General features: G+C 72.6%; 9 protein-coding genes. 3 read left to right on the forward strand and 6 right to left on the reverse strand.

Going from position 1 to position 12,399, the window contains the following annotated elements; genetic code table 11:
* Positions 1–159 precede the first annotated feature (159 nt).
* Complete coding sequence (locus tag WME89_RS35400) at positions 160–2,133, forward strand: hypothetical protein (protein WP_438004059.1); 1,974 nt, start codon at positions 160–162, stop codon at positions 2,131–2,133.
* Positions 2,134–2,245: 112 nt separating this feature from the next.
* Here WME89_RS35400 and WME89_RS35405 read toward each other — a convergent pair whose 3' ends face one another.
* On the reverse strand, positions 2,246–3,781 hold the full coding sequence (locus WME89_RS35405) for a TIGR04222 domain-containing membrane protein (RefSeq protein ID WP_438004060.1): 1,536 nt from the start codon (positions 3,779–3,781) through the stop codon (positions 2,246–2,248).
* Between the two features lie 196 nt (positions 3,782–3,977).
* Between WME89_RS35405 and WME89_RS35410 the strand changes: the two genes are divergently transcribed.
* Positions 3,978–4,409 carry a hypothetical protein gene (locus WME89_RS35410; RefSeq protein ID WP_438004061.1) on the forward strand — a complete coding sequence of 144 codons (432 nt, stop codon included), beginning with the start codon at positions 3,978–3,980 and terminating at the stop codon, positions 4,407–4,409.
* A gap of 31 nt (positions 4,410–4,440) precedes the next feature.
* On the opposite strand, the gene WME89_RS35415 is transcribed toward WME89_RS35410, so the two are convergent.
* The 5 genes from WME89_RS35415 to WME89_RS35435 all read right to left on the reverse strand — a co-directional run bounded on the left by WME89_RS35415 (position 4,441) and on the right by WME89_RS35435 (position 10,853).
* The gene (locus WME89_RS35415) at positions 4,441–6,489 is read right to left on the reverse strand and encodes a serine/threonine protein kinase (RefSeq protein WP_438004062.1); all 2,049 of its coding nucleotides are present in this window, start codon (positions 6,487–6,489) and stop codon (positions 4,441–4,443) included.
* 71 nt (positions 6,490–6,560) lie between these two features.
* Positions 6,561–7,352, reverse strand: a complete 792-nt coding sequence (locus tag WME89_RS35420; protein WP_438004063.1) for an RNA polymerase sigma factor — start codon at positions 7,350–7,352, stop codon at positions 6,561–6,563.
* Positions 7,353–7,445: 93 nt separating this feature from the next.
* Complete coding sequence (locus WME89_RS35425) at positions 7,446–8,549, reverse strand: hypothetical protein (protein WP_438004064.1); 1,104 nt, start codon at positions 8,547–8,549, stop codon at positions 7,446–7,448.
* A gap of 100 nt (positions 8,550–8,649) precedes the next feature.
* Positions 8,650–9,744, reverse strand: a complete 1,095-nt coding sequence (locus WME89_RS35430) for a hypothetical protein (RefSeq protein ID WP_438004065.1) — start codon at positions 9,742–9,744, stop codon at positions 8,650–8,652.
* A 65-nt stretch (positions 9,745–9,809) separates the two neighbouring features.
* Positions 9,810–10,853, reverse strand: a complete 1,044-nt coding sequence (locus WME89_RS35435) for a hypothetical protein (RefSeq protein ID WP_438004066.1) — start codon at positions 10,851–10,853, stop codon at positions 9,810–9,812.
* Between the two features lie 300 nt (positions 10,854–11,153).
* On the opposite strand from WME89_RS35435, the gene WME89_RS35440 reads away from it, so the two are divergent.
* Entirely contained in the window at positions 11,154–12,371 is a 1,218-nt protein-coding gene (locus tag WME89_RS35440; protein WP_438004067.1) for an RNA polymerase sigma factor, read from the forward strand.
* The last annotated feature ends 28 nt before the right edge of the window (positions 12,372–12,399 follow it).

Consider the following 12,399-nt stretch of genomic DNA (forward strand, 5'->3'; position numbering starts at 1 on the left):
GGCGTCGCCGGCCCCCTCCCCTGCCGCGTCGAGGTAGCCGCCCAGGCCACGCTCGGGGGGCGAGCTCGGGGGGGTCGCCGCGCTCACGCGGGACGATCCGGAAACAAAGTGCTCGTGGTAAGAACAAGCGGGCGCGGAGAGGCGTCCAAACCCGAGCTTATGAGACGTCGAACACCGAATCTCCGTGCGCCGGGGGCTCCCGCCCTCGGTTCTCGCCTCGCCGCGCTGGCGCCGGTCGCGCTGGTCGCGCTGGTCACCGTAAGCGCCGCCGCGCCCTCCCCCGCCCTCGCCGCCGGCGCGCCCCTCGCGGCGCCGCTGGTCGAGTCGAAGTGGCTCAAGCTCGATGGGGTCCCGAAGGAGTGGCCGGTGGCGCTCGTCTCCCTCGGCACCCGGGTGACGGGCAAGCCGACCAAGGCCGATCTCTCCGCGCAGGCGGCCATCGCCTATGACGACGCGCGCGTCTACGTGGCGGCCGACGTGACCGATGACGCGCTGCGCGGCGGCGCCGACCACGTGAAGCTCGTCCTCGGCTTCCCGGGCGGCAGGGTCCAGGAGGTCGCGCTGTACCCGGGCGAGCCGGGCAAGACCGCGGGCAGCGTCAAGCTCCCGGGCGGCAAGGCGGTGGCCGGGGCGAAGGTGGTCGAGGCGCCCCGGAGCGGCGGGTACACGCTGGAGGCGAGCATCCCCTGGTCGGCGTTCCCGGAGGCGGCGACGACCCGGGTCGGGCTACGGGCGGGGTTCTTCGTCCACGACGCCGACGGCGGCGGGGGGGTCGACGCTGTCGTCGGCAGCGCCGCCTCGGAGGCCTACGGGTCGCTCTCGCCGCTCGCGACCGAGCCGGAGCTCGCGCTGACCGACGGCCTCCTGCGGAGCAAGGGCATCCGCGGCGCCGCGCGCTACGACCTCGTCGCCGACATCGCCGGGGATGCGATGCGCGAGCGGGTGATCGTCCACGAGCGCTACCTGATCGTCCTCGGCCCCGGGTTCCGGAAGGGCGCGCAGTACTACTTCGAGGACCTCGGGGTCGACGCCAACGAGGGGATGCTGCCGTCGCTCACGGCGCGCGACGTGACGGGCGACGGCCAGGCCGAGCTCATCCTGAGGAAGCGGTCCGGCAGCGGCGCCAAGTACCGCGAGGTGATGCACGTGCTGCAGTTCGGCGGCGGCGACACGCCGAAGCCGATCTTCCAGCACGAGATCGCGATCGCGACGGAGAAGGGCTCCGTGGTCAACGACGTCGAGTTCGTCCCCGACGGCGCGAAGATGGCGATCCGCGTGGAGCCGGGCAAGGCGACCCGGTACGACGCGAGCAACTACGCGGAGGGGGTGGAGACGACGTACGACCCGCTGCTGCTGCCGTGGGGGTCGATCAAGTCGCAGCTCTACAAGCTGACCGGGGCGGTGTTCACGAAGGCCAGCGAGCAGAAGCAGGCGGCGGCCGCGGGGCCGCGCCCGCCGCAGGCCAAGGCCGAGGAGGCGCGGGGCCCGGCGAAGCCGCCCGCGCTCTCGCCGGCCGAGATGCTCGACAAGGTGTACGCGCTCTACCGGCGCGACCGGAGCGCCTCGTCGAGCAAGCCGCGGTTCGACCTGGGGGCCGACGTGGCGAGCGGCCGCGAGCCCGAGCGGGTGCTCCTGCACGACCGCGATCTCGTCGTGTTCGGCAAGGGCTTCCGGGGCGGCACGGGGTACGCGTTCATGACGCTCGCGCAGTTCGCCTCGCCGGCCGACATCCGCTCGGTGAGCGCGCGCGATCTGACCGGCGACGGGAAGGCGGAGATCATCGTCCACGGCACGGTGCGCGCGGCGGCGCCGAAGGAGGCGGGCGCCGGGACCGTGGACCGCGACGTGGTGCTCATCTTCCGGGTCGAGGGCGAGAGCATCCAGCGCATCTTCGCGGCCGAGGTCGCGCGCAGCATCGGCGACAAGAAGGTCTCCGGAGAGCTCAAGTTCGTGCGCGTGGGCGACAAGGTGGGGATCGAGCTCGCCCCCGGGCGGGCCGGGGAGTGGACGGAGCAGACGTATCCCTTCAACCAGGACAAGGGGCCTGTCGGCGGCTTCGAGCCGCTGCTCTTGCCGTGGGGGGGAGCGCAGCCGGTGCGCTACGTCTGGAACGGGTCGATCTTCGCCAGGTAGGCGGGCGGAGGGCCGCTCTGCGGCGGGAACCTCCGCCGCTCAGCGCGAGCGTCGCGGAGAGCACTGAGGAGGCCGCCGCCCCGGAGGGACGACCCCGGGGGGACGGCGGTGATCAACCATCGCAACCGCCGCAACCGCCGCCGCCGCCGCAACCGCCGCCGCCGCCGCCGCCGCAGTCACCACCGCTGCCGCACCCGCCACCGCCGCCGCAACCGCCGCCGTTGCCGTTGGCGGCGGCGGGGACCGGCCGCTGCGCCTGCTGGAGGCCGCGCGCTACTGGATCCAGCGAGCCGCCGCCGAGGATGGCCACGCCGAACAGGGCAGCGCCCAGGGACGCCTCGACGCCGGCGAGGGCCGGCCCACGCTCGCGGAGGTCGCGATGGGCGAGCTGCAGGGCAGCGAGGACCGCGTCGCCAGCGTGGGTGCGGTGGACCGGACGGGCGCCGAAGAGGTCGCGGGCGAGCAGCCACGACGCCAGCGCACCCAGGAGCGCGAGGGCGCAGAACCAGCCCCCCATGGCGAGCGAGAGGCCGACGAAGAACAGGAGCGCCCCCAGCGCGGGCGCCGCGAGCGCGACGGCGCGGCCGATACGACGGAGACGCCGCTGCACGTCGGCGCGCAGGACGAGGCCGGCGGCCTCGAGACGCTGTGCGAGGGCCGAGGCGGCGCTGGCCGACGCGGCGCGCGCGTCGCGCAGCGACGTGGGCTCGGTGTAGCTGAGGGCCGTGAGAACGGAGCGCTCGAAGGGGTGCGAGCCAGCCGGCCATGACGAGGAGCCGCGGTACGAGCCCTCACCCAGGTTCGCGGCCTTCGAGGGCTCCTGGCGGACGAGGCCGTGCGAGGGGTGCATCGCGGCAGCGCCCCGGTCGACCAGGCTCGTGAGCACTGCGTCGGCAGCGCGCTCGGCGCCGCCGCTCAGGTAGGCGACCTCATGGGGATCGAGCTCCGGCACGGGCGCGACGTCGCGGAGATGCGGCTTCCGGGCGCGAGACCGGATCCACAGGGCCGCGGCGAAGAGGCTCGCCTCGAGGATGAGGTAGACGGCGAGGAGCTGCGCCCCGCTCAGGCTCATGGCCTCGAGGCTTCGCGCGCCCGCGGCGCAGCCCGAGGCGGAGATCAACGCGGCGATCGCCGCGAGCAGGGCGAGGCCGCCCCGGCCGAGGCGGATCCGGGGCAGGCGCCACCACGCGGTCACGTCGATGCGCTGGAAGCGCTGGCCGGGACGCCACCGCGCCGCGGGCGCGGGCCAGAGGTCCGGCGGCGGCGCCTCGCCGAAGACGCGGCGGTAGCTCTCGAGGGTCCGCGCGTACCAGTCCGCGAACTTCGCCTGCTCCTCGCGGCCTCCCCGCGTGGGCTCGTGGTGCAGCGGGCGACCGAGCGCGCGGCCGCAGAGGTCCTCCCAGTAGGATCGCGTGTAGAGCAGGTGCAGGTGCCAGACCTGATCGACCTCGTCCGAGGGCGAGACAGGGTGGCCCGCTGTCGCGGCGAGGAGCAAGAAGCGGCGGTACTCGGCGACCGCGCGCCGCGCGAAGGGGACGGACCAGCCGTTGTCGGCGGCGAGGCGGGCGGTGAACGGGAAGGAGGCGCTCTCCGCGTCCAGCGGGAGGGCCTCCAGGCGCGCGTAGATCTCGGCCTGCTGCTGGTTCATGGGACCTCCGGTCTCGGGCGTGCGCGCGGCGGTATCCGCGTGCACGCCCGAGCGTTGGCGGCGTTCGGGCGCAGCGCGTCCGCGCAGCCCCGGAGTCGACACGACTCACCTGCTCCTGAAGGATGCGAGACGAAAGGTTACCCATCGTCGTAATGCGATGGAGCAGAGGCCTTGAAAGCTGATCGAGCTCGCCACGGTGGCCGATGCCGAGGACGACGATCTGCTACACTTGCCCGGTCACGGCGAGGCGCGAACGGTCGAGGCCCGCCAGTGGCTGGCCGAGCAGGTCGGTGCAGAGGAGATCGCGATGGCGATGCGCGAGCTGGAAGGCTTCGACGAGGTGCTGCGGACGCTGCTGAAGAAGCTGCCGATCGAGGCGTTGCTGCCAGCGCTGCCGGTGGACGAGTTGCTCGCCGGTCTGCCGCCCGAGCAGCGGCTCGCCGGCCTGCCGCCCGAGCAGCGGCTCGCCGGCCTGCCGCCCGAGCAGCGGCTCGCCGGGCTCACCCCCGAGGAGCGGCTCCTCCTGGCTCCCGACGAGGTGCTGCGGCTGCTCCCCGAGGACTACGTGCGCTCGCTCCCGCTGGACGTGCAGGCGAAGATCCGCGCCCGGATCGGTCGCCCGCTCTAGCGAGGAGCGGGACCATGCGTACTGTCGAGACCTACCGCTCGTAGGCAAGACGGCGGCGACGGCGACGGGCCGCCGACGCGGCCGCGAAGGCGAGGCCGAGCAGGGCCAGGGCGACGCCGCTCCAGGCGACAAGCCGCAGGCGCGGGTCGGCGTCGAGCGCGATGGCCTCGTCGGCGCGGCTCTGGACGATGACCACGAGGTCGGTGTGGCCGACCGGGGCGATCCCGGCGAGAAAGGCGCCGCCGTACTGCGCGGGATCGCGCTCGGCGAGCGGATCGCGCCAGTCGGCCACCGAGGCCACCAGATCGGGCGGCGGGAGCCGGAGTTGATCCAGCGCCGGCGCGCCGGGGGCCGGCGCCCCAGGCAGGAGCCCGCTCAGCGTCGCGCTGCGGAGCGGGGCGCTCTCGCCATGACCGAGGCCGTCGTGGACCAGCACCGTGAACTCATCGCTCGCCGGAGCCGGACCGCCGCGCTCGCGGTCGCGGCGCGCAGCGAGCGCGGCGGTTCGACGGCTGTCGCTGAGCTGGAGCGCGCCGAGCCGGGAGTCCGTCGCGATGGTGGCGATGAGAGCCCCGGCGAACTCACCGGAGGCGCCGCGGATGGGGGCCGCGAGGGCGAACTTGTAGTTGTGGTCGGTCTCCGACTCGAAGGCACGGGAGACATACGCCACGCCGGGATCCGTCCCCTCGGCGAGGCGCCGGGCGCCCTGGAAGTAATCGCGGAAGTCGTAGTTCCCCCGCGGCGCCGACGCCCGCGGCCAGTGCAGGAGGAGCACGCCCTCCCGATTGACGACGAACCAGGCCCCCAGCGAGGGGCCTCCGTCCCGGCCGACGTACGCCTTGCGGAGCTCATCGAGCGTCGCGAGATGCGGCTGCTCCAGGAGCGCAGCGGCCCTTGGATCGGCGGCGGCGCGGGACACGAGCACGCCATAGTGCGAGAGCTGCGCGAGCACCGCGCCGGCGACGGACCGCGCCGCGTAGACGTTGCCCTCGAGCACCTCCTGCCGGCGCGCCTCCTGCTGGGCGCGCGCCGTGGCAACCGCGCCCGCGAACGCGAGCGTCGCGGCCAGGATCAGCGCCACGGCGGCCGGATGGCGGGCGCACCAGAGGAGCGCGCGCCTGACCGGGCCGGGGGAGCGGGCCACGACGGGCTCGCCGCGCAGCCAGCGCTCCAGGTCGTCGGCGAGCGCCTCGGCGGAGCCATAGCGGAGCTCGGGCTTCTTGCGGAGGCAGGTGAGGCAGATGGCCTCCAGATCGCGGGACAGGTCGCGGCGGAGGGAGCGCGGCGCGGCCGGCTCCTCCTCGATGGTGCGGCGCAACGACTGCATGGGTGTCGGGGCGTCGAAGGGGCGTTGCCCGGTGAGCAGCTCGTAGAGGATGACGCCGAGGCTGAAGATGTCGGCCGCCGCGGTGACCCGCTTCGCGAGACCCTTCGCCTGCTCCGGCGCCATGTAGCCGGGCGTTCCCACGCGGTCGCCCGTCATGGTGCCGCCCTCGTGACCGAGCTGCTTGGCCACCCCGAAGTCCGCCACGCAAGGCTCCCCGTCCTTGTCGAAGAGGATGTTCGCGGGCTTCAGATCGCGGTGCAGGATGTGGCGGCGGTGGGCCTCGTGAACGGTGCGGGCGAGCTTCACGACGAGCCCGGCGGCGCGGCGCGGGTCGCGGAAGTGCTCGAGGCGGTCGGTGAGCGTGCCGCCGGCCATGAACTTCATCGTGAAGTAGGCGCGCCCCTCGTGCTCGCCGACATCGTAGATCGGCACGATGTTGGGGTGATCCAGCCCGGAGACGACCGCGATCTCGCGCTGGAACAGTCGCACCGCGGCGTCGCTCGCGAAGGGGCCGCTCCGGAGCATCTTGAGGGCGACGATGCGGTGATCGGCGAGGACCTGTCGGGCCCGGTAGACGACGCCCATGCCGCCTTCGCCGAGGCGGTCGAGGATCTCGTACGCGCCAAGGCGCAACGACGGGAGGGGTCTGTCCTCCTGGCCAGGCGGGTCGGGATCGGACGGCGGTGCGCCGCGGTCGATCACGCGGGCGATCAGGCAGGATGGGCAGAGGCCGTGCGGCGCATCTTGCGGCATCTCCGACCGGCATGTCGGGCAGACGCGGACCGTCGGGGCCAGGGCGACAGCGGTTTTGATTCGATGAGCCATCACCCGTCGTTCCGGATCCGGCCGTGAAGGTTACCGTCCACCGACGGGACCTCCCCGAGCGACGAGAGCAGGGATCGCAGCTCCTCGTGCACGTCCTCCACGCGCGCAACCGTGCGCGCCACCTCCTCGCGAAGGTTCCGCTCGTAGCGGTCGTACAGGCGGGAGGTCGCGGTCTTCACCGCCTCCACGCTCATGCCGAGCGCCGCCGCGACCTCCTTGTGCGGGCGCTCCTCTTCTTCCCCGGAGAGCCGCCCCTTGAGCGCCTCGAAGAGCCGCGCCTGTCCGGCCTGCGCATACTGGTCTTGCAGCGCGGTGAGCGTGCGCTCGAGCAATACCAGGGCGAAGCGCCGCTCGTAGAGCGCCTCGGGTGTGAGCGCGTGCGCAGGCTCCGCCTGGTAGCGTCGCTCCGCGCCGTCCGCGTCGAAGCTGCGGAGCGCGGCGTCGCCGCCGCGCTTCCGGGCGCGGGCGCGCTCGCGCTCGTTCGCGACGTAGTGCTTGACGCACGCGATGAGCCACGACCGAAATCGCCCGCGATCCTGGTCGGCCACCGCGAGATCGTTCCTCTCGAGGAGGCGCGCGAAAAAGCCCTGGGTCAGGTCCCGCGCCTCGTCGGCCGGCGCGCCGCGGCGGCGCACGAAGGCGTAGACGGGATACCAGTACAGCTCGCAGAGCGTGGCCAGCGCCTGCTGCCCCTCGGGGGTGAGCGGCTGGCCGGCCCTGCCGACCAGACCCCAGGAGGTCTCGGGAAAGCGGTGAGGTGGGTCGGCGGGCGCAGGCATAGAGATGGCCATGGTAACGGCAGCCACCGGAGCGGCGTAAAGTACTTTTGTCGGGGACCGCGCCGTCGACGCTGCTGGCGCCGTGGCCGTTCAGGGCCGGCCGGGTTATCCGGCGGGATCGGGCAAGCAGCAGACGGTGATGGGTCGTGGCCCGCCGCCGACCGGGATGCAGCTTCCCGGCTCATTCACTACCCATTCTGCGCGCATGCTGCCGAGCGACGGCCCGGCATCGAATTGCAGACAACCATCCCCCTCACCGGCGACCACCTCGTCGGCGCCGATGAGCGCGCTCTCGCTGCAGGCGCGGTCCGCGTAGGCGCTCACCCGCGCCTCGCACCGACTTGGCGTGCTGGGGAGGCAGGCGCAGGGCTGGCAGTCCGCCCTGTCCGCGTCTCGACGGTAGAAGGTCAGCTTGTCCGAGAACGTAGGAGCCCCGCCGGGCTCCGCAGGCGGGTAGCAGCTCTGGTCACCGCCGTTCCCGGCGATGCAGTAGCGCCAGCCTGGGGGCACATGGGCCTCCTGCTGGTGGACCATGCACAGCTCCGTGAACCCTGGGCACCGGCTCTCGGCCACGATGCCTCGACATGCCACCGCCAGCCGCAAAGGCCCCTCGGGAGGCGGCCGATCGACGGTGGTGGGTGTACACGGCGCCTCGGTGGCCGACCCGGTCCAGATCGACCGGACCTGCTCCGAGGGCACGGTACCCGGGGATACGCAGGCACCTCGCCAATCCGCAGGCGGATCGAACGGCGTGTAGGTCGCCGTCGTCGTCCGCTCGCACGACGAGAGGGAGTTCGCCTCAACCATCCGCGGCAGAACGCAATCCGGCCCCGTGCACGCGCACTCAGGGCAGAGCTCCTCGCCGGGCGGCATCGACTGGAGCAAGAACGACGTCGTCGGGGCGATCTGCTCTGTATCGCCCGTATCGGGGTTGAGCCACACGAGTTCCTCGCACGACGGCTCGGACTCCTCGGGCCCCATCCAGAGGAGCAATGGCTCGGTGAAGAAGGCCAGCTCTTGTATCACGCATTTGCCCGAACAGACCCCGTTGCTCGTGCCATCGTCGTTGACGACCGGGCACAGGCTCCACGGCTCGCCACACGTTTGCTCGCCCGTCTTGCAGGCCCCCGCGGCCAGCACGCCGCTCATACCGGCCAGGGAGAGCGCGCTCAGCGAGCGCAGAAACCACCGCTTTCTGTTCCAACTCATGTCGACCTCACCGCTGTATCCCGTGCGCAGCCGATGAGACCGCCCCCTGCGCCTTGGTGGCTCCGCCGATCAACGGCGCGCGTCCCGCCCGCCTGCGGCCTCACGACTGCCTCGGCAGACAGCACAGGATCTTGGGCTGGCCGTGCTTTACCTCGGTGAACGGCTCCCCTCCCCTCGGCGTGCAGCGCTCCGGGTCGTTCGCGAGCCACGTGGCGCTCAGGCTGCCCAGGCTCGAGCTCGGCTCAGGGACCACGCAGGCTTCTTCGTCGATCGCGTGCACATCGATGAAGAAGAGTATGTCGCTGCACGCGCGGTCCTCGTACGCATACAGGAGCGCTTCACATCCGTTCGTCGTCGGCGCGTCGCACCCGCACGGGGTGCACGCGGGTGCGGCCACCAGGTCGTCGTAGAACACCGAAAGCTTCTCGGAGAACACTCTTCGAGGGTCCTCCGTCTCCCCGGGATGCGGGCACTCCATCGTCCCATCATCGTCCGCGACGACGCAGTGGCGCCAGCCGTCTGGCAGATGCGCCTGCTGCTGGTACAGCATGCAGAGATCCGAGGGGTCCGGGCACAGCTTCAGCTCCACGTGACCGCTGCATGCGATCGCTATATTGCCCGTGCCCGCCGCCAGCGGCCGCGAGGGCTCGCTGGCGGCGAAGGGCACGCACATCTGCACAGGCGCTATGGTGAGCGAGCCGAACTGCTCCGGCGCCAGGAAACCGGGGGACACGCACGACCCATCCCAGCCCGGCGGCGAGGGGAACGGTGTCATCGTGTCCCCGGAGAGCTCGCCGCACATCGCGCGCGATCTCGCCGTCACGCCCGAGGGCAGCGCGCATCCCGGGGCCATGCAGTCGCACGCTGGGCAGTCGTGGTCGGCGATCGGCAGGGCCCGTCCAACGAACACCGGCGAAGCGCCGACGAGAGGGAGACTTTCGCCCGTTTCGGGGATGACCCGCACGAGATCGTCGCACGACGACGGCGCGAGCGTCTCGGGCCCTGTCCAGACGAGCACCGGTTCGCCGAACGCGCCCATTGGTGCGCGAACGCATTGGCCCCAGCAATGCCGGTTGCTCGTGCCGTCTTCGTTCACGACCTCGCACAGGACGTCCTCGACGCAGTCGTCCTCGCCACGGCAACCGCCCCCGCCCGCCGCCGCTACGCCGCCCGCTCCGAGGAGCGAAACGCCCACCAGCAAACCTCGCACGCTCCGCATTGCCAGCACCGTCCCTTTCGGTCTCCTTCTCCTTGGCTGCCCTACCAGGTCCCGGCGAGGAGCACGCCCCGATCCTGCACCGTCGCAACCGGCACCGCACGCACCGCGTTCTTGCCCGGCGCCGGGGCCCACCAGAAGGAGGAGAGCGCGATCGCGGCGACGACCCCCGCGCCAAGAAAGCCCGCCATCGCGGCAGCCTCGAGCGTGTCGCGGCTGTCGTTCATGTCGTGCAGCACGGCGCAGGGAGCAACGTAGTCCCTGTCCGCGCACGCAAAGGGCCCGCCGCGCCGGCGAATCCGATCTGCTTGCGCCTCCGCCTCTCCACCGCGCACCGCCGCTGCGACGGAGAAGCTCGCCCCGATCGCGACCCCCGCCGAGGCGAGCGCGAACCAGCCGATGCGGAACACCGTGCCCGCCGGCGGGCCGCTGGGCGTCGCCGGCGCGGCAGCGGCCGGCACAGGCGCGACCGGCGCCGCGGCCGGCGGCGGGGGCTTGGCCTCCAGGTGAAGGCCGATCATCGACTCCCGGCCCCGCTGCGCCTCGAATGGATAGGTGTCCTCGATGTATCCATCGAGCCTGCCGCGCGCCTCGTGCCGCCCTGGATCGAGGTAGACGAAGTACGTGGCCTGCCCGCGGCCGATCCGCTGGCCGTCGATGAACACCTCGGCCTCGGGCCGGCTCACCGCCACGGTCGCGGACGAGACCTCGCGCTCCGCCCGCTCGAGCCCCGCGGATAAGCGCCGCCGAGTCGCCGCCGCGAGCGTGTCCGGATACAGCAGCGCTTCCCGCAGGTGCTCCGCCGCGTCCCGGAATTGCCTCAGCTCGAGCTCGCAGAGGCCGAGCTCCCCCGCGAACTCCGGCCGAGGCGCCGCCTCCCACGCGGCGCGGTACGACACCTCGGCTTCCTCCCACCGCCTCGCGCGCCGCGCACGCTCGCCCCGCGCGAACGCCTCCTCGGCCCTGGAGCGCGCCTCGGCCGCTCCGGACGGTGCGGCAGGCGGCCCCTCGCAGGCGGCGATCGTCGCGCGACTCCACACGACAGATGCAGCGGCCACCGCGAGGAGCAACCGGCCTGTGGACGCCATCTCCTCGGCACCCTACGCGGTGGGTCTCTTTGCGGTCAAGCCGTCATGGCGCGGAGAAAACAGCAAAATCGACTCATCTGCCTGACAATCTGGGATGCATTTCCGGAATGCGCCGCCTCGTCCCCGCACCCTGGGCGGAGCGCCCCACGTGAACGCAACGAGCGTGGCTCGAATCAGCCCGCCGTGACGTTTTTTGAAATGCCGAACGAGCTCGCCAGGTAACCGTGTGAGCCCGGCGCGACTCAGCCCCGCATGACGTTCTTCAAATGTAGAAAGAGCTCCCCGGGTAACTGGGCTTGTATGGGGAAACCTTCTCGCAAACCGGACGCCGCTCCGGAGGGATCGCCGCTCTCGCTGAACGCGATCATGGCCGAGCACCAGGCGGCGATCCGCCGCTACGTGGAGCGGCGGGGCTTCCGGGGCGCGGATCGCGACGACATGGTCCAGGAGATCTTCCACGGCGCCGCGCGGTCCCTGCCCCGGTTCGATCCCTGCCTCGGCACCATGCGCGCCTGGCTCCTGCGCATCGCGTTCAACCTGATCTCCAAGGAGCGCCAGCGCGCCCATCGGCGGCACGAGGAGCTCTGGCCGGAGGAGGCGCTGGACGGGCTCTCCAGCGACGCGCCGGACTCCGAGACACGGCTCATCGAGGCGCAACGGAGCGACATCCTCGACGAGCTGCTCCTGGAGGTCCCTCCGACGCGCCGTGAGATCCTTGTCGCGCACGACCTCGAGGAGGAGGCGGTCCAGGACATCGCCGAGGAGCGCGCGATCCCGCGCAACACCGCGTGGAACCACCTCCGGCTCGCGCGGCTGAGCCTCGAGGCCGCCGCGCGGCGCTGGCGGGCGCGGAACCGCGGCCGCGGCGCGCTGCTCGTGCCGCTCGCCGTCGTGCTCGACGCGGGCGAAGCGCGCGCCTCGTCGGGGCCGCTCCACGGAGGCCAGCTGCGGCGGCTGCTCGGCTGGGCCCGCCGCGCTCTCGGGCGCGCGCCGTCTTGCGGCGGTGCCAGCCGGGCGGCGAGCTCGCGGCGCACATCGCAGGTGGCGACACGCGCTGTCGGAAGATCGGTGGCCCGCAGCGCGGCCGGCGCGGTGGCGGGCGCGCTGGTGCTGTTCGCCACGGATCGGATAGACGATGTTGCGACACCGCCAGCCGACGCGATCGCGCTGAGCTCGTCGCAGCTCCCGGCGGCCTTTCAGCGCGGCCCGGCCCTCCCCTGGGCTCCGGCGCTGCCGCCGGACCAGCCGGACGCCGGCGGCGCGGACGGCGGTCCCAGGGCGACCGGTCGCAGCCCATCGCGCCCATGGCAAGCGCGTGGTCCGCATCAGGACGGCGAGGGCCCATCCAGGGTCGAGGACCGGCTGTGGCGAGCGGCGATCGCGGCGCTCACGTCCGGCGGCGGCGACGCGGCGCGCCTGCTGCTCGAGCAACACCGGCGCGCATTCCCCCGGGGCGTTTATGCCGGCGACCGCGAGGAGCTCCTGCAACGCCTGCCGGCCTCGGGGGGCCCCGAATGAAGCGGTGATGGTCGGACTCGACCCTTGC

The sequence above is a fragment of the Sorangium sp. So ce321 genome (assembly GCF_051530195.1).
Lineage (GTDB): Bacteria > Myxococcota_A > Polyangia > Polyangiales > Polyangiaceae > Sorangium.

What these genes read in the sequence shown, in the direction of transcription:
- WME89_RS35400 (WP_438004059.1), top strand. Translation starts at nt 160, where the DNA reads ATGAGACGTCGAACACCGAATCTCCGTGCGCCGGGGGCTCCCGCCCTC.
- WME89_RS35405 (WP_438004060.1), bottom strand. Translation starts at nt 3,781, where the DNA reads ATGAACCAGCAGCAGGCCGAGATCTACGCGCGCCTGGAGGCCCTCCCG.
- WME89_RS35415 (WP_438004062.1), bottom strand. Translation starts at nt 6,489, where the DNA reads ATGCCGCAAGATGCGCCGCACGGCCTCTGCCCATCCTGCCTGATCGCC.
- WME89_RS35420 (WP_438004063.1), bottom strand. Translation starts at nt 7,352, where the DNA reads ATGGCCATCTCTATGCCTGCGCCCGCCGACCCACCTCACCGCTTTCCC.
- WME89_RS35425 (WP_438004064.1), bottom strand. Translation starts at nt 8,549, where the DNA reads ATGAGTTGGAACAGAAAGCGGTGGTTTCTGCGCTCGCTGAGCGCGCTC.
- WME89_RS35435 (WP_438004066.1), bottom strand. Translation starts at nt 10,853, where the DNA reads ATGGCGTCCACAGGCCGGTTGCTCCTCGCGGTGGCCGCTGCATCTGTC.
- WME89_RS35440 (WP_438004067.1), top strand. Translation starts at nt 11,154, where the DNA reads ATGGGGAAACCTTCTCGCAAACCGGACGCCGCTCCGGAGGGATCGCCG.